The sequence below is a fragment of the Novosphingobium sp. SG919 genome, assembly GCF_012932495.1.
Classification (GTDB): Bacteria; Pseudomonadota; Alphaproteobacteria; order Sphingomonadales; family Sphingomonadaceae; genus Novosphingobium; species Novosphingobium rhizosphaerae.
Window position 1 is genome coordinate 2053820 of record NZ_JABCNG010000001.1, and the last position, 17116, is coordinate 2070935.

Genomic DNA, 17116 nt, shown 5'->3' on the forward strand with positions numbered 1-17116 from the left:
GCGCAACGTCCCGCAGGCAAACCACCGGCGCCCTCATGATGGAGGCAACCATGCCCGAAGCCGCTCCGATCGAGCCCCAGGCCATCTGGCACGAGGGCGAGCGCGCCATCCAGGCCCATGTCGGCGCCGTGGCCCGCATGGCCGAACTGGGCGCTCGGGTGATCCGGCCGTTCATGCCCGACCAGCATCGCACCTTCTACGCACAACTTCCCTTCGCAATCCTGGGCAGCGTCGATGATACCGGCGCGCCTTGGGCAACCGTGGTGGAAGGCGCGCCTGGCTTCGTCTCCTCGCCCGATCCCACCAGGCTCGCGCTGGCCGCCTTGCCGCATAGCGGTGATCCGGCGTTGGGCGGCATCTATGATGGCGCGGGATTGGGTCTGCTGGGCATCGAGCTGCACACCCGCCGCCGCAACAGGGTCAACGGAACCCTGCGCCAGACCAGCGATGGCGCGTCGGTGCTGGAAGTCGGGCAAAGCTTCGGCAATTGCCCGCAGTATATCCAGCAGCGTGACGCAACGCTGTCGCGCCCACCAGCCAGTGCGCCAGCGCAGCCTGCGCAGGCTCTGGAAGGGCTGGACCCTGCGGCGCGCGCGATGATTGCCGCGGCCGATACCTTCTTCGTCGCCTCCTACGCCGATCGGCCGGGGATCGGCCGCCAGGTCGATGTGTCGCATCGCGGCGGCAAGCCCGGCTTCGTGCGGGTGGACGCGCAAGGCGTGCTCACCGTGCCAGACTTTTCGGGCAACCTGTTTTTCGCGACGCTCGGCAACATCATGCTCAACGGGCGCGCTGGCCTGGTGTTCATCGATTTCGAAAGCGGCGATCTTCTGCAGATGTCCGGCACGGCGCAGGTCCTGCTGGATTCGCCAGAGATTGCCACGTTCGCCGGTGCCGAGCGGCTCTGGACATTTACCCCAGACCGCATCGTGCGACGGCCCGGTGCCCTTGCGCTGCGCTGGGCGTTTCGCGAACAGGGCTGGTCACCCACCACGCTCGCCACCGGGCAATGGCGCAAGGCTTCGGACTGGCACAAGATGCGTGTTGTGCAGGTCGTGCAGGAAAGCGCCAGCATCCGCTCTTTCCACTTGCGCCCCGTGTCACCCGCGCCGGCTTGGCAGCATCGCGCCGGCCAGCACCTGCCGATCCGCATCAACCTGCCCGGTGCCGACCGGCCGCTGGTCCGCACCTACACGCTCTCGTCCGCTCCCTCCGATCCGCTCTACCGGATCAGCGTGAAGCGCGAGGGGGCGGTCTCGTCCTGGCTGCACGATCACCTGCACGAAGGCGATACGATCGAGGCCCGCGCCCCGGCAGGTGGTTTCGTTGTCGATGCCGATGCGCCCCGGCTGGCGGTGCTGATCGGCGCCGGGATCGGCATAACCCCGATGGTGTCGATGCTGCGCGAGCTGGTCAGCCGTGGCCATGGCGGCAAGCCGGCGCGCCCGGTCGTGCTGATCCAGTCTGCACGATCCCTGGCAGAGCGCGCGTTCGCGGCGGAACTGGGCCAAGTTGGCAAGGGCGTTCGGCTCGTGCGCGTGTTGGGCGATACGTCCGGCGCGCAAGACGGCGCAGATTACGACGCTGCCGGGCGGATAGACCTGCCGCTGCTGGCACGCGTGCTGCCCTTTGGCGACCATGACTTTTACCTGTGCGGGCCAGGCGGCTTCATGCAGGCCATCTACGATGCGCTGCGCGGGGCCAACGTGCCGGATCACCGCATCCATGCCGAGGCATTCGGTCCCTCTGCCCTGCAACGGCGAGGCGATAGCAAGGCTTTGGCCGCGCCCGCCGTGTTGCCGGCCACCAAGCCGGTCCCCGTTCTGTTCACCGCCTCGCTCAAGGAGGCCCGGTGGGCGCCCAAAGACGGCACCTTGCTCGAACTTGCCGAAGCGCGTGGCCTCACCCCGGCATTCGGCTGCCGCAGCGGATCGTGCGGATCGTGCAAGGTCAAGCTGGTCGCTGGTTCGGTCGCTTATCCGCGCGCGCCTTCGGCCAGCGTTGGCCAGGACGAAGTCCTGCTTTGCTGCGCCGTGCCGGCGCAGCAAAGCGAGCAACCCCTGCAAATCGAAGCCTGACACTCTCCCCTCTCTCTATCGACAGGACATGCCATGACCCGCCCACCTCTGCCCCCGTTCGACGAAGCCAGCGCGCGCGAAAAAGTGCGCCTGGCAGAAGACGGCTGGAACAGCCGCGATCCTGCGCGCGTCGCGCAGGCCTATACGGTCGATAGTCGCTGGCGCAACCGTGCCGAGTTTTTCACCGGCCGCGACCAGGTCGAAGCCTTTTTGCGCCGCAAATGGGATCGCGAACTGAATTACCGCCTCATCAAGGATCTCTGGGCGTTCGGCGGCAACCGCATCGCGGTACGCTATGCCTATGAATACCACAACGACAGCGGGCAGTGGTTTCGCGCCTATGGCAACGAGAACTGGGAGTTTGCCGCCGACGGCCTGATGCACGTGCGCCATTGCAGCATCAACGAGCATCCGATCCGCGAAGAAGACCGCCAGTTCCACTGGCCGCTCGGCCGTCGCCCCGACGACCATCCCGGCCTCGAGCACTTCGGCTTCTGATGCGCGTGGGGGCGGATGACCTCGGGACATTGTTCGATCGGGGGGCGGCAGACTTGCGCGAAACGCTCCCCCGCGTACTCTAGGGCGAAGAGGAGACGATGGTGGATCGCTGGCAATCGATGCGCATCTTTGCCGAAGTGGCCCGGCATGCCAGCTTTGCCGAGGCGGCGCGGCGGCTGCACATGAGCGCCCCCGCCGTCACGCGCGCCGTCGCCACGCTCGAGGAGCATATCGGCACACGCCTGCTGGTCCGCTCCACGCGCTCGGTCAAGCTCACCGAGCCGGGCGCGCGCTACTATGCCGATTGCCAGCGCATCCTTGCCGATATCGCAGAGGCCGAGGCGACGGCAGCAGGATCGTTCGCCACGCCTTCGGGCACGCTGACCGTTACCGCGCCGGCGATGTTCGGCCGGATGTACGTCCTGCCTGTGCTGACCGAGTATCTTGACCGCTACCCGCAAGTGGTGGGGCGCACATTGTTCGTCGACCGGCCGGTCAACCTGATCGAGGAAGGGGTCGATCTTGCGGTGCGCATCGGCCACCTGGCCGATTCGGCGCTGGTGGCAACGCGCGTGGGTTCTTCGCGCATGGTCGTCGTCGGCGCGCCAGACTACCTGCGCCAGCACGGCACGCCAACCAGCCCGGAAGATCTGCGCCGCTTTCGCATCGCTGCATCGACGGCAGCCTGGGCCTCGCCCGAATGGCAGTTCGCCAATGACGTGCGGGTGCGCATCGAACCAGCCATGCTGTGCAACACCAACGACGCGGCGATCAACGCCGCCCTCGCCGGCTGGGGCCTGACGCGCGTCCTGGACTATCAGGTTGGCGCCGCGCTGGCCGATGGGCGATTGCAAATCCTGCTCGAAGACCACGAGCCGCCTGCCTTCCCCATTCACGTGCTCCACACCGGCGGTTCGCATGCGCCGGCCAAGGTCAGGGCCTTTATCGACCTTGCCGTGGCCAAGCTGCGCACCAGCCGCTTGCAGGCCCGCGAAGCGCCACACCCATGAAGCAGCCAAACGCCACGCAGCCCTTTCGCGAAAACGGGTGCCTGGCGTTCAGCCAAAGCCGTGCCGCGTAAAGTCGATGAAGGCGCGCAGCGGTGGCGGCACGTGCCGGCGGCCGGAATAATAGAGCATGGGGCCCGAAAACGGCGAACTCCAATCCTGCAACACAGCCTTTAGCGCGCCGCTGTCGAGATATGGCGCGAGCCAGTCTTCGAACAGGGCGATCAATCCAAGTCCCGCCACGGCCGCGCTGATCAGCAGATCGCACGCCATGCCAGGCCGGACCAGCAGGCGCGTGGGTGGATCGACGCGCACGATCTCGTTGTCTTTTTCAAATTCCCATTCGGCCGGCGCTCCGCTGAAAAAGCGCAGCCCCAGGCACGCGTGCGCCAGCAGATCGCGGGGATGCGCCGGGCGCCCTTGCGATGCCAGATACGCGGGCGATGCAGCCACCACGATACGCTGGGTTCGCGGCCCGATCGGCAGTGCGATCATGTCCTGCTCCAACCGTTCTTCATAACGGATTCCGGCATCGGCCCCGGACGCCAGAATATCGACGAAGCTGTCTTCGACCGTCACCTCCACCCGGATCTTGGGGTGGGCCATCAGAAATGGCGGAAGAATGCCGGGCAGCACCGTGCGCGCGACGTTGGCGGGCACATTGAGACGCAACGTGCCCGCTGGTTCGTCAGTCTGCGCCTGCACGCCTTCCAGCGCGGCACCGATTTCCGCAAGGGCCGGAGATAGCCGCTCGAACAGCCGGGTTCCGGCCTCGGTCAGCGATATGCTGCGCGTGCTGCGGTGGAGCAGGCGCACGCCAAGCCTGCCTTCCAGCCTCCGCAAAGCTTCGCTCAGCCCGGACGCGGAAACGCCGGACATGCGCGCCGCCTCGCGAAAGCCGCCGGCGCAGGCCACGGCCGCAAAGGCAGAGAGATCATCCAACTCTATAGGCATTGTGCGAATTTCCGTACAGACCGTTTGGAATGGGCTAGCTTATCGATCATCGACGCCAGGTCTATATCCTCGCCATCGCTAGAGGAGATTTGCCATGACCGTTGCAGCCAAGGCCGGAAGCTTTCGTTTGGGCACCCGCATCGTAAACAGGATGGGCTATGGCGCGATGCAGCTTGCCGGGCCCGGCGTGTTCGGTCCGCCGCGCGACCGCCAGGAAGCGGTGGCCGTGGTGCGCGCCGCCGTGGCCGCCGGCGTCAACCATATCGACACCAGCGATTTCTACGGCCCGCACATCACCAACCAGATCCTGAGCGAAGCCTTGCACCCCTATGGCTCCGACCTGACGATCGTGACCAAAGTGGGCGCCGTGCGCGGGGACGATGCATCGTGGCTGCCCACGCAAAGCCCCGCCCAGCTTACCCAGGCGGTACATGACAATTTGCGCAACCTGGGGCTGGAGCGGCTGGACGTGGTCAACCTGCGTCTGATGGGCGATGTCCATGCGCCCAGCGAAGGGTCGGTGGAACAACAATTCTCGGCGCTGGCCAGTCTGCAGGACCAGGGCCTGATCGCGCATCTGGGCCTGAGCAACGCCACGCCCGCACAGGTGGCGCAAGCGCAGGCCATCGCCCCGGTCGCCTGCGTGCAGAACCATTACAACCTGGTTCACCGTGGCGATGATGCGCTGATCGATGAATTGGCAGCCCGGGGCATCGCCTATGTCCCGTTCTTTCCCTTGGGTGGTTTCAGCCCGATCCAGTCTGACGCCCTGTCCGCCCTCGCGGGCGATCTTGGCGCCACCCCCATGCAGGTTGCGCTGGCCTGGTTGCTGGCCCGCTCACCCAACATCCTGCTGATTCCCGGCACGTCGCGCACGGCCCATCTTCATGAAAACCTGGCAGCGGCCGAACTGAACCTGCCCACGCCGGTGCAAGCGCAGCTCGATGCGATCGGTGCGGCGCCGCGTTGAAAGCCGGTCAGACGACCGCCAAGGCGCGCCGCGCCGCAGTGGCATCGGCGCGGTAATGGTTGGCAAGGAAGTCTGCCGCGATCTGCAGCCGGCGATCGGCACGGGCGCGTGAGGTCAGGACCAGCAGGGCCTGCGGCGATGGCAGGTTGAAGGCCAGGTCAAGCATCTCCAGGCGATGCGTGATCGCGTCGAGCGCCCGCGCCTCCGCAAACAGGCAGGCGACAGCGCCATCGCCCACGACGCTGGCAAGGATCGCGTTGTAATCATCGGTTTCGACATCGTACCGCATCGCTTGCAGCCCCGCCCGGTGCAGCGCGGCATTGACCACCTGGCGCAGCGGGTGTGGCGGCGACAGGCCAGCCAGCGGCCAGGCCATCAGGTCCTCTCGCGTGATCGCCGGGCGCCCGGCCAGCGGGTGATCGTGGGCGACGAACATCGCCAGCGGCTCGTCGATCACGCCTGCCGCGGTGACGGCCTGGCCAGCGCCAAGCTCGGCAAAGCCCAACCCCTCGTCTGGCTCGGCAAGTTGGTCGGCAATCACGATGGCAAGGTCGAGCGTGCCGCTGCGCACGTCGGCCATGGTCTGGGACGCGGTCAGGTCGGTTGAATGCAACACGATCTGGCATTCGGGAAAGCGGCGCCGCAATTCCCCCACCCGGTGCGCAAGATGGCGCAGCGCATAAGGCGCGATGCACACATGCCAGACGCTTTCCCCGGCCTGGACATGCGAACGCGCGTCATCCTCAAGCCGCGCGATGGCCAGCAAGACGTCTTCGGCGCGGATGACGATCTGCTCGCCCAAGGGCGTCAACGTCGGCACCATGCCCGGGCGCCGCAGGAAAAGCGGCCCGCCCAGCCTGGCTTCCAGCGCCCGCACATGCTCGCCCACCACGACCGGCGCGAGGTTGAGCATCGCCCCAGCCGCGCGAAAGCTGCCCAGCCGGGCGACAGCCAGAAATATCTCGAGTTGGCGCAAGGTCAGATGGGTCTTCATGCCTCTCCCCGCCCCGCCATCTTTCGCAGGTGCTAGGTTTTATCCTAGCACCTGCACGGTATTTTCGCAATTCTTTGCGTCGTCTGCGCAAGCCTATCCTTGCCCCACAGATCGCGCGGCCCGCCAGAGGCTGCCGGCCACATGGGAGAAGGAAGTTGGACGCGACCCCAGGACAGTCCACGCACGCCAATCGCCTTGCCGTTCCGCAGGCCGGGCCGCGATCGCGTTGGGCCGCAAAGCCCCTCGCCTTGGAAACGCGCGCATGAACCTGGCGCGCATGGCGGCCGAAGCCGAGGTCATCGTCGTTGGCGGAGGATCCGCCGGCTGCGCCATGGCCGCGCGGCTCGCCGAGGCCGGGGTGGCGACCTTGCTGCTCGAGGCCGGGAAAAGCGACGTGACGCTGCGCAGCTATGTTCCCGCGCTGACGTTCGCGGTGGTCAACAACCCGGCTTTCGACCGCAGCATTGCGGCCGAACCCGATACCAGCCTGGGCGGGCGGCGCTACCTGTGGCCTGCGGCGCGGCGCCTGGGCGGTGGCAGCGCGATCAACGGCATGATCTACGTGCGCGGCCATCGCCGTGACTATGACGGCTGGGCCGAGCGCGGCGCAACCGGGTGGGGCTTTGACGATGTCGTGCCCTATTTCCGGCGCATGGAACGGGCCGAGGCCGGTGGCGACGCCTGGCGCGGCGATTCCGGCCCGATCACGGTGGCGCGCAATCGCATGTCGTATCCGGTGGTCGATGCTTTCATTGCGGCGGCTGGCGCGGTCGGCATCCCGCGCAATCCCGAGCAGAACGGGCGCCTTTCTGGCGAGGGTGCGTTCCACTCCGAGGCCACCCAGCACGGCGGGCTGCGATGCAGCGCGGCGCGCGGCTATCTGCGCGGCGCGATCGACACCAGCCGGCTGCGCGTGGTGACGGGGATCGACGTCCTCAAGGTGATCATCACCGCTGGCCGCGCCACCGGCGTCCTGGTGCGGCACGAGGGTGTCGAGCAGGTGCTGCCCGCGCGCCTGGGCGTGGTGCTGTCGGCCGGCACGCTGAACACACCGCGCCTGCTCATGCTCTCGGGCATCGGCCCGGCCGCCGACCTTGCCCGCCACGGCATTGCCTGCCACGCAGACAGCCCCGACGTCGGCGCCAACCTGCAGGAGCACGTCGGCGCGCACGTCGTGCTCGCCACCCGCAGCCGGTCGATCAACAGCGATACACGGGGATGGCGCGCCCTTGGCGAAGGGCTGTCGTTCCTGCTGCGTCGGCGCGGCGCGCTGACCACATCGATGTGCCACGCCAACGCCTTTGCGCGCACTTCGGCAGAGGCAGACATTCCCGATGTGCAGATCTCGTTGACGGCGATGGCGTTCACCTTCGGGCCCAACGGGAGGGCGGTCCTGCTCAAGCGCCCGGCGGTAAGCGTCACGGTTTGCCTTGCCCGCCCGGAAGGGCGCGGGCGCGTGGAGTTGCGGTCTGCCGATCCTGATGCCCCCCCGCTGGTGCAACATCGCCTGCTGGGCAGCGACGCCGATCTTGAGCGGCTGGCTCGCGGCATTGAAATCGCCCGCGACATCGCCGCGCAACCGCCCTTGGCAGACCTGGTGGAGGCCGAGCTTGCCCCTGGCCGAGCGGTATCCGGCCCAGCGCTGCGGGCGCATCTGCGCGACAACGCCATCCCGCTCTACCACCCGGTCGGCACCTGCAGAATGGGCAGCGACGCGGCCGCTGTGGTCGATCCCGACCTCGCGGTACACGGGGTGGCAGGGCTGTGGGTGGCCGATTGCTCGGTCATGCCGACGCTGCCGGTCGGCAATACCAACGCGACTGCGATGATGATCGGCGACAAGGGCGCCGACCACGTCCTCAAGGCCATCCGCCAGGCTGGCATGGCCCGCGCTTCATAACAACGGGGAGAGAAGAACCATGACTGATCGTACCGCAATTGCGCAACGGCGCGTTGCCCGCGCCGCCTGGCTTGCCGCCGGCAGCGCGTTTGCACTCACGGCCGCGCCGGCTTTCGCGCAGGACACCGCCGCCACGCCCACGCAGGCCAGCCCGGCCGAGGCCGAACGCAGCCCGGCGATCGAGGAAATCGTCGTCACCGCGCAGTTCCGTGGGCAGAAGGTGCAGGATACACCGATCGCGATCACCGCGATCAGCGCCAGCACGCTCGCCGCCAAGGGGCAGCTCAGCATCACCGACCTTGGCGCCACGGCACCCAACGTCAATCTTTCCAGTTCGACCGGGCTTAACGGCAGCGCCGTCGCTGCGTTCATCCGCGGCGTCGGCCAGGGCGATTCCAGCTTTGCGCTCGAACCTGGCGTGGGCATCTACATCGACGACATCTATTATGGCACGACCTACGGCGCGGTGATGGACCTGACCGACCTCGACCGGGTCGAGGTGTTGCGCGGCCCCCAGGGCACGCTCGCCGGCAAGAATTCGCTGGGCGGTGCGATCAAGCTGTTCTCGGCCAAGCCCAATGCCGATGCAGGCGGCTTCGTCGAAGGCACCTATGGCCGCTTCAACCGCGTAGATTTGCGCGCCAGCGCCAACATCCCGATCACCGACGGCGTCTATGTTCGCCTATCGGGCGTGTCGAAGCACACCGATGGCTACATGCAGTTGCTCGACTACGGCTGCGTCAATCCCGGTAGCGGCATCGCCCCGACCACCGGCAACAACGATTGCCGCAACGGCACTGAAGGTGGCATTGATGTCAAAGCCCTGCGCGCCGCGCTGCGCATTGCCCCCGCCGGCTCGAAGCTCGAGGTCAACCTCGTCGCCGACGTGGCGCAGAACGATTCCGAGCAAGTCGCGACCAAGCTGGTCTATGCGAACAACCCTGGCGTGCGCAGCTATGTCGCCGGCGATCCGGCGGGCGGCGTGCCGTTCGACAGCCGCTTTATAACCTGCGCCCATTGCTACACCTCGTACGCGAACTATACGAGCGGCGGCAATTACACCTCCGGCCTGCCCAAGGTGTACCCCTTCACCCTGTTTCCCAACCTCCAGGTTGCGCCGGGCGGTTTTTCCACCAGCCCCAAAAGCGCGGTGAAAAGCTGGGGCGCGGTGGGCACGATCGACTATGCGCTGTCCGACGCACTCTCGATCAAGTCGATCACCGGCTACCGCTCGGCCAAGGGCACCAGCGGCATCGATCTTGATGGCTCTCCACTGGCGATCCTGCTCCAGGAATTCGGTTATGAACACCGTCAGTTCACCCAGGAACTGCGCCTCTCGGCCAAGTTCGGCAGCCTCGCCGACCTGACGCTGGGCGGCTACTATTACGATGCGCGCGACCATCTCACCGGGCGGGCGCAGATCCCCAACGTGGCCTTCGACTTCCGCACCGACGATCCCGTCAGCAACGTCAGCAAGTCGGTGTTCGGGCATCTCGAACTGCACCCGATCGCAGACCTGACGGTGATTGGCGGCCTGCGCTATACCAATGACCGCAAGACCTACACATTCGGTCGCCGCAATCCCGACGGCAGCGCAATTTCCCCGGCCAATTTCCCGCTCAACATCCTGCTGCTCGGCCTCGACGGGGCTAGCTCCACCTTCCGCGGCGAGCGGGTCGACTATCGTATCGGCGTCAACTACCGCTGGAGCCCGGAATTGATGACCTATGCCCAGGTCTCAACCGGCTACAAGGGCGGCGGCATCAATCCCCGCCCCTATTTCGCCAGCCAGGTGCAGCCCTTCAACCCAGAAACGCTGACGACCTACGAAGCGGGCTTCAAGTCGGATCTGCTGGGTCGTGCGCTGCGCCTTAACGGCGCTGTGTTCTATAACGATTACAAGAATATGCAGATCCAGTTGCAGGTCTGCCCGGCCTTCACCGATCCATTTCCGTGCGCGGCGATCGGCAATGCCGGCAATGCCCACGTCAAGGGTGTCGAACTGGAAGCCACCTTGCGCCCGGTGCGCGGCCTGACGATCGATGGCAACGTCGGCTATCTCGACTTCCAGTATGCCTCGGTCAATGCCAACACCGGCATCAGCCGCAGCATGAAGGCCCCGTTCAACAACAAGTGGCAGGCGTCCGGCTCGGTCCAGTACCAGGCAGACCTCGGCAGCGCGGGCACGCTGACCCCGCGCCTCGATTGGACCTACCAGTCGAGCTTCTATTACAACGCGGTCAACACGCCGCTCGATCTCGTCGCCGGGCGCAGCCTGTTCAACGCCCGCCTGACTTACGAAGATGCCCGCAAGGCCTGGTCGGCAAGCCTTGGCGTCACCAACCTCGGCAACAAGTTCTATTACCTCGGCACCAGCTACAACGCCACGTACGGCGTTGCGAGCGGCGCCGTGGGCCGGCCGCGCGAATGGTCGCTGACCTTGCGCCGCACGTTCTGACCGGGCGGGGAGACGCGGGCGGGGTATCGACACCGCCGGCCTCCAGCCCGCGTTTCGCGTCATCTCCCAGCCTCGATTCCGATACGCAAGGAATGCCCGACATGCCCCATGCTCCCGTCCTGCCGCACCTGCGCCATCCCCATCACCTGTTTATCGACGGTGCGTGGCGCGAGCCCAGCGGCCGGGAGCAGACGCACGTGGTCTCGCCCACCACGGGCGCGGTGATTGCCACGCTGGCAAGCGGCGATGCCGACGATATCGCCGCCGCTGTCGACGCCGCACGGGCCGCTTTCGATCACGGCCCCTGGCCGCACCTCTCCCCAGCAGAGCGGGCCGCGTACTTGCGGCGGATGGGCGATTTGCTGCGCGCGCGCATCCCTGACCTCGCCAATGCCTGGATCGAGCAGATCGGCGCACTTGCCGGGGTCGCGCCGCTTGTGGTGGGCGGTGGCGTCGCCTGGTTCGACAGCTATGCCGACTTGGCCGACCGCTATGCCTGGAGCGAGACGCGCGCCCTGGCCGATGCGCCGGGCACAGCCCTGGTGGTGCGCGAGCCGGTCGGCGTCGTTGCCGCGATCGCGCCGTGGAACAATCCGTTCGGGATCATGGCGGGCAAGATCGCCCCGGCCCTGCTCGCCGGGTGCACCTTGGTGATGAAGCCCGCGCCCGAAACGCCGATCGAAGCCTGGATCATCGCCGAAGCCGCGCAAGACGCCGGCCTGCCGCCAGGCGTGCTCAACCTCGTCGTTGCCGATCGCGCCGCGTCCGACGGCCTCGTGCGCCATCCGGGCATCGACAAAGTGAGCTTCACCGGTTCCGTCGCGGCCGGCACGCACATTGCCGCGGTCTGTGGCGCGCGCATGGCGCGCTGCACGACGGAGCTGGGTGGCAAATCGGCTGCCATCGTGCTCGACGATTTCCCGATCGAGACGGCGGCGCGCACGCTCGCGCGCACTATCACCATGTCGGCGGGGCAAATCTGCGCCGTGCTGAGCCGCGCGATCGTGCCCGAAGCCCACCGTGCGGCCTTCGTCGCTGCGGCGGCGGACGAAATGCGCCGCGTGCGCATCGGCCACCCGCGCGATGCCGCGGCCGAGATGGGCCCGCTGGCCATGGTCCGCCAACGCGAGCGGGTCGAGGCCTTCGTTGCCCAGGCGATCGCCGAAGGTGCCACGTTGGCCACCGGCGGCGCGCGCCCCGCCCACCTGCCCGATGGCGCCTATTACGAACCCACGCTGCTGACCGATGTCGGCCCCGCCAATATCGCCGCGCGCGAGGAAATCTTCGGCCCGGTGCTCACCGTCTTGGGCTATGACACGCTCGATCAGGCGATCGCGCTGGCCAATGCCACGCCCTATGGCATCTACGGCACGGTCTTCACCCACGATCCGGCGGCTTTTTCCCGCGTGGCGCGCGGCGTGCGCAGCGGCACCCTTACCCAGAACGCCTTTCGCTTCGACAGTGCCCTGCCCTTCGGCGGCTTCAAGCTGTCTGGCTGCGGGCGCGAGGGCGGGAAGGAAGGGCTAGACAGCTTTACCGAATACAAGGCGGTCATTCCCGCTGCAGCAGCACCGGCCGGTCATTCGGTGCTGTAACGCGGTTTGCGCTTCAGCCGCCGGTCACGGCCACCACGTTGTCGTCGCTCTTGCGATCGATAAAGGTGTTGTAGGGATCGACCCCGGCATAGGCCGGCTTGCGACGACTGGTCAGCACGATCGTGGCGGTACCATCGCGCAGGCGATGCCGTTCCATGGCAATGACGTCGGCCGCCCCAAACGCACCCTCGCCCGGCTGCGCGGCGAACAGCCCGACGTCGACATCCTGGTTGAGCGGCGTGGGCGTGCTTGCCCCCTTGCCATCGTCGCGTGCCATGCTCGCCGTCAGCGTCAGCGTAGTCTGCCAGGTCCCGTCGGGCAGGCGGCGGGTCACGGCGCGATCGGCCTTGAAATCCCACACCGTGATGGTTTCCAGCAAGTCGTGCACCAGCGCATGTTCCTGCGCGGTACGGGCCAGCGCATGGAAGCCGCGCACAAGGTCCATCGAGGTGGCATAAGGTGGCCCCTGGAAGCGATAGCGTGCGAGGATCTGCCGAAGCATGCCGTTGACCCGCGCTTCGCCCAGCCGATCCTGCAGCAGGTAGAGCGCCACGGCACCTTTGCGATAGTGGATGTAGGGCTGGTCCTCCACCCGCGCCAGCGGCACTTCCTCCACCGCTTCGCGCCCGCGCGAGGCAAGGTAGCGATCAAGCTCGTAGCGCAGGAAGCGGCGGATCTTGTCGGGCCCGTACAACTGCTTCATGACCATCAGCGCCGAATACTGCGCCAGCGTCTCCACCATCATCGTGCCGCCCTGCATCTCGGCGCTGATTTCCTGGTGGCCCCAGTACTGGTGCGACAGCTCGTGCGCAGCGACATAGGTGGCGTAGTCGATCTTGTCGGGATCGCTGAAGTCACCCAGAAAACCGATCGATTCCGAGAACGGCATGGTGCCGGCAAAGGCCTGGGCAAAGCTGGCATAGCCCGGAAATTCCACGATGCGGGCATAGCCGAACTGATAGGGGCCGAATTCGCGGCGATAGTACCCGAGCGCCACGCGCGCGGCGCGCTGCAGCCGGTCCACGTTATAGGCGTGGCGCGGATCGAAATAGATCGAGACTTGCACGCCATCGGCATCGCGCTTATCCACGCCATAGCGGGCAGACTGGATCGACCAGAAGTTGAGGATCGGAACGCGCGAGACGAAGCGCGCGGTGCGCCATCCGCCCTGCACCGTATCGGCAACCTTGTCACCGGGCGCCAGCGGCACCTGGTCCGCCGCTGTGGTCACCGTGATGTCGCTGGTCACCCAACTGGCGTTCGACAGGTAATTGAAATGCCGCGCGCCCTGATCTTCCAACTTGGCCATGCGATGCTCACCGGGCAGGCCATGTTCGCGGCGCTTGACCGGATCACTCAACATCGCCGCCCGCTGGATGCCGATCGTGGGCGCGATCTGCGTGGAATCGAGGAACGTGCCGTTGGCAAGCAGGCGGGTATCGTCGCCCAGCGGATTGAGGCCCGGCTGCCAGCGCTGCACCTTGAAATGCATCAGCGTCGTCTGCCCCGGGCGCAGCGGATGGTCGAACGTGAAGAAGCGCACCTGGCGGCGGTCGTCATCGTGGGCGGCGCGGGCACCGTCGATCGTCAGTGCGAGCACGTCGCGGTCGTGCTGGGGCAGCATCAGGTGCACGGTGCTGAGCGGCGCACCGGTGGCATTGACCAGGGCATATGTCCCTTCGGCTTCCATCCGCGGCTGCGCCGGATCGATCGTGACCTTGAGCGTGACATGCGTGACGCTCGGTTCGGGCGCATGCTCATAGCGGGCGTAGAGCTTTTCGAGATCGGCGGCGTCGATCTCCTGCTGCGCACCGTTCTCGTAGTGGTTGCGAACGTCCATCTGGTAATAGAGCCAGGCCCCCGTGGCGGCCATGCCTGCCAGTGCGGCAAGGATCAGCACCCCGGCCGGGCTACGCAGCCGGCGCAGCGCCTGGCGGCTGCGCACGCCGACGCCATCGTTGGCACCGCGTGGCCACAGCAGGTGCGCCGCGGCCATCAGCGCCACGAGCAGAAAGCCCCAATAAAGGCGCAGCCACCAGTTGGTCACCCAGCCCACCCGCGCACCGTTCATATCGGTCAGCGGGTTGGGCACGCTCGACGCGTATTGGTAGAGCGGATGGTCCCAATGCATCGCCGACGCCACGATGCCGAAGACGAACCACACCAGCAGCAAGCCCCAGCCAACATACTTGCTGGGCGAAACGACCTGCAGGAACACGGCAAGGCCGGCGAGCAGCACCATGTCCATCGCCGTCGGCACAAGGTACCACCACAGATACTGCCCAGGTTCGATCGCCGTGAAGCCGCTTGCCAATTGCACGCCGATGCCGACCAAGGCCCCCAGCGCCACGGTGACCACCATGACCAGTGCGAGCGCCAGCACCTTGGGCAGCAGCAAGGCCCAGCTTGGCAAGGCGCTGGCATCGATGATCGCGCTGATCCGGCGCTCGCGATCGCGCCAGACGAGTTCGCCTGCATAGAACGCGGCGATCACGATCGGGCCGAGCGTGAACGCGCCGCGCAGCGCCGTGATCTGCAGGAAAGTCGCCGGGTAGCTTTTGCTACCATAGAGGCTGTCGCTCAGGCTGAGTGCGGCAAGCGCGTTGATCGCCCCCACCGCCACCAGCACCAGGAAGGCCGGACTGCGCAGGATCATCCGCGCTTCGAACGCGATGCGTGCGAACAGACGCGGCCAGCGCGCGCGGGCCTGGTCGGGATCGGGCAAGCGCGCGACCCGGCTTGGCGTCGCCACGGCGAGCTTGCGCGCGCGTTTCGCCTCGCGCCGCAACTGGCGCTTGCTGGCGGCAGGCGCGGTAAAGCTGAAACGCCACCACGCCGTGGCAAGCGCCGCGATCGTCACGGCCAGCCAGATCGCACGGTTTTCGAGAAACAGCGTGGAGAACGGAAAAGGCCGTGTGTTGATTTCGGCCAGGGTCCAGTACCGGGTTTCAAGCGAGATGGCGACGACGCCGAACGGATCGGTAAGCGCCGCCAGCGTGCGCAGGTCGGGATGGCTCGACAGGATGCCGCGCGTCACGCCCCAGATCAGCAGGCTGGCAACCACTGCAACATACGTCGCCATTATCGAGCGCGTGAGCGTCGCCACCGCGAAGAAAAACGCGGCGCACAACAGCAACGTGGGCATCGCCACGATCACAAAGGGCCGCAAATAGGCGTCGATCCGGTTGGGACCGATCGTTTCAGGGTCCAGCCAGGGCATCAGCGAACCCACGAAGCTGCCCAATGGCACCGCCGCGAAAACCAGCAGAGAGACCAGGTAAGCGCCAGCGAAACGGCCCAGCAGATAGTCGGCCTTGCGCACCGGCGTGGCGCGGACCAGGGGGCCAAAGCCGCTGTCATCATCCCTGACGATCACGTTCGCGACAAAGGCCGTCGTCGCAAACAGCGCGAAAATGGTCATCACGCCCTGGGTCATCGCCAGCGACAGCGTGCCGTTTTGCCAAGCGTTGTCGGGCGTGCCGCCGATCGTCAACTGGCTCGATGCCATGGCGCCATAGGCCAGCAGGAAGAACAGGGCAAACACCACCCAGAACACCGGGCTGCGCAGCTGATAGCGGATCTCGAAGGCGGCGATGCGGCCGAGCATGGCGGTGCCCCTTACTGGTTCAGGCGCCGACGGCCGGCGCGGCGGTGCGCGCAGCAAGCAGGGCGGAGAAATAGACGTCCTCGAGCCCACCGGGAACAGCCACGAAGCCGTCGCCAGGGGTGGTCTCGGCAATCACGTGCACGACCGTGCGCCCGCCGCGCAGGCGGGTGGAAATCACGCGATGTTCGGCACTGACCGCGGCGAGGTCAGCCCGGTCGATCGCGCGTTCCCACACCTGGCCGGACAGCGCAGCGATCAACGTGGCCGGCGCGCCTTCGAGCAGTATCTGCCCCTGGCCCAGGATCGCCATGCGCGGGCAAAGGTCGGTGACATCGTCGACGATATGGGTCGAAAGGATCACCACCACGTTCTCGCCGATCTCGGCCAGGAGGTTGAGGAAGCGATTGCGCTCTTCGGGATCGAGCCCGGCGGTCGGTTCATCGACGATGACGAGCCGAGGATTGCCGATCAGCGCCTGGGCAATGCCGAAGCGCTGACGCATCCCGCCGGAATAGCCGGCCACCGCCTTGCGCCGCACATCCCACAGATTGACTTGCGCAAGCAGCGTTTCGACCGTGTCCCGCCGTTCGCCGCGCCCGGCGATGCCCTTGAGCACCGCCATGTGGTCGAGCAGATCATAGGCGCTTACGCGCGGATAGACGCCAAAGTCCTGCGGCAGGTAGCCAAGCTGGCTGCGGATCGCCTGGGGATCGGCGATCACGTCGATGCCGTCGAACGTGATGCGCCCGCTGCTGGGGATCTGCAGCGTGGCAACCGTGCGCATCAGGGTAGACTTGCCGGCGCCGTTGGGGCCGAGCAGCCCGAACATGCCCTTGGGAATTGTCAGCGTGACGCCGTCGAGCGCACGGGTGCCGTTGCCATAGACGTGCGAAACCCCCTGAAGTTCGAGCATGTTCTCAAGTGCCTCGCTGCCATGGTCGGACGAGCGCAGGCTAGGCGGCAGGCAGCGCGATGGCAAACGCGGCTCGACGAACGCCTTTTGACGGGCGGTTCGGGCCGCAACGCCACGCGCAATCGTGCGTCCTTGAGCTTTG

At 66.7% G+C, this 17116-nt stretch carries 11 protein-coding genes; 7 read left to right on the forward strand and 4 right to left on the reverse strand.

Translation table 11 applies throughout. The features are described from left to right. Positions 1 to 35 precede the first annotated feature (35 nt). The 3 genes from FHT19_RS09145 to FHT19_RS09155 all read left to right on the forward strand — a co-directional run bounded on the left by FHT19_RS09145 (position 36) and on the right by FHT19_RS09155 (position 3586). Positions 36 to 2078, forward strand: a complete 2043-nt coding sequence (locus FHT19_RS09145) for a pyridoxamine 5'-phosphate oxidase family protein (protein WP_248290346.1) — start codon at positions 36 to 38, stop codon at positions 2076 to 2078. Positions 2079 to 2111: 33 nt separating this feature from the next. Continuing rightward, entirely contained in the window at positions 2112 to 2576 is a 465-nt protein-coding gene (locus FHT19_RS09150; RefSeq protein ID WP_168555220.1) for a nuclear transport factor 2 family protein, read from the forward strand. Positions 2577 to 2674: 98 nt separating this feature from the next. Beyond that, on the forward strand, positions 2675 to 3586 hold the full coding sequence (locus FHT19_RS09155) for a LysR family transcriptional regulator (RefSeq protein ID WP_211184737.1): 912 nt from the start codon (positions 2675 to 2677) through the stop codon (positions 3584 to 3586). A gap of 48 nt (positions 3587 to 3634) precedes the next feature. On the opposite strand, the gene FHT19_RS09160 is transcribed toward FHT19_RS09155, so the two are convergent. Beyond that, complete coding sequence (locus FHT19_RS09160) at positions 3635 to 4537, reverse strand: LysR family transcriptional regulator (RefSeq protein ID WP_169474674.1); 903 nt, start codon at positions 4535 to 4537, stop codon at positions 3635 to 3637. 94 nt (positions 4538 to 4631) lie between these two features. Here FHT19_RS09160 and FHT19_RS09165 point away from each other — a divergent pair, with 94 nt between their 5' ends. Then, positions 4632 to 5507 carry an oxidoreductase gene (locus tag FHT19_RS09165; RefSeq protein ID WP_169474675.1) on the forward strand — a complete coding sequence of 292 codons (876 nt, stop codon included), beginning with the start codon at positions 4632 to 4634 and terminating at the stop codon, positions 5505 to 5507. A gap of 7 nt (positions 5508 to 5514) precedes the next feature. Here FHT19_RS09165 and FHT19_RS09170 read toward each other — a convergent pair whose 3' ends face one another. Then, positions 5515 to 6501, reverse strand: coding sequence for a LysR family transcriptional regulator (locus FHT19_RS09170; protein WP_169474676.1), 987 nt, complete (start codon positions 6499 to 6501; stop codon positions 5515 to 5517). Positions 6502 to 6763: 262 nt separating this feature from the next. Between FHT19_RS09170 and FHT19_RS09175 the strand changes: the two genes are divergently transcribed. The 3 genes from FHT19_RS09175 (at position 6764) to FHT19_RS09185 (ending at position 12454) form a co-directional block, all read left to right on the forward strand. Continuing rightward, a complete protein-coding gene (locus FHT19_RS09175) occupies positions 6764 to 8401 on the forward strand; it encodes a GMC family oxidoreductase N-terminal domain-containing protein (RefSeq protein ID WP_248290347.1) in 1638 nt (545 codons plus the stop codon). Positions 8402 to 8420: 19 nt separating this feature from the next. Continuing rightward, positions 8421 to 10859, forward strand: coding sequence for a TonB-dependent receptor (locus FHT19_RS09180; protein WP_169474677.1), 2439 nt, complete (start codon positions 8421 to 8423; stop codon positions 10857 to 10859). A 101-nt stretch (positions 10860 to 10960) separates the two neighbouring features. Further along, positions 10961 to 12454, forward strand: coding sequence for an aldehyde dehydrogenase family protein (locus FHT19_RS09185; protein ID WP_211184736.1), 1494 nt, complete (start codon positions 10961 to 10963; stop codon positions 12452 to 12454). A 13-nt stretch (positions 12455 to 12467) separates the two neighbouring features. Here the strand turns inward: FHT19_RS09185 and FHT19_RS09190 are convergent, their stop codons facing one another. Both FHT19_RS09190 and FHT19_RS09195 read right to left on the reverse strand, forming a co-directional pair. Beyond that, the gene (locus tag FHT19_RS09190) at positions 12468 to 16061 is read right to left on the reverse strand and encodes an ABC transporter permease subunit (RefSeq protein ID WP_169474678.1); all 3594 of its coding nucleotides are present in this window, start codon (positions 16059 to 16061) and stop codon (positions 12468 to 12470) included. Between the two features lie 19 nt (positions 16062 to 16080). After that, entirely contained in the window at positions 16081 to 16974 is an 894-nt protein-coding gene (locus FHT19_RS09195) for an ABC transporter ATP-binding protein (protein WP_169474679.1), read from the reverse strand. Between the last annotated feature and the right edge of the window lie 142 nt (positions 16975 to 17116).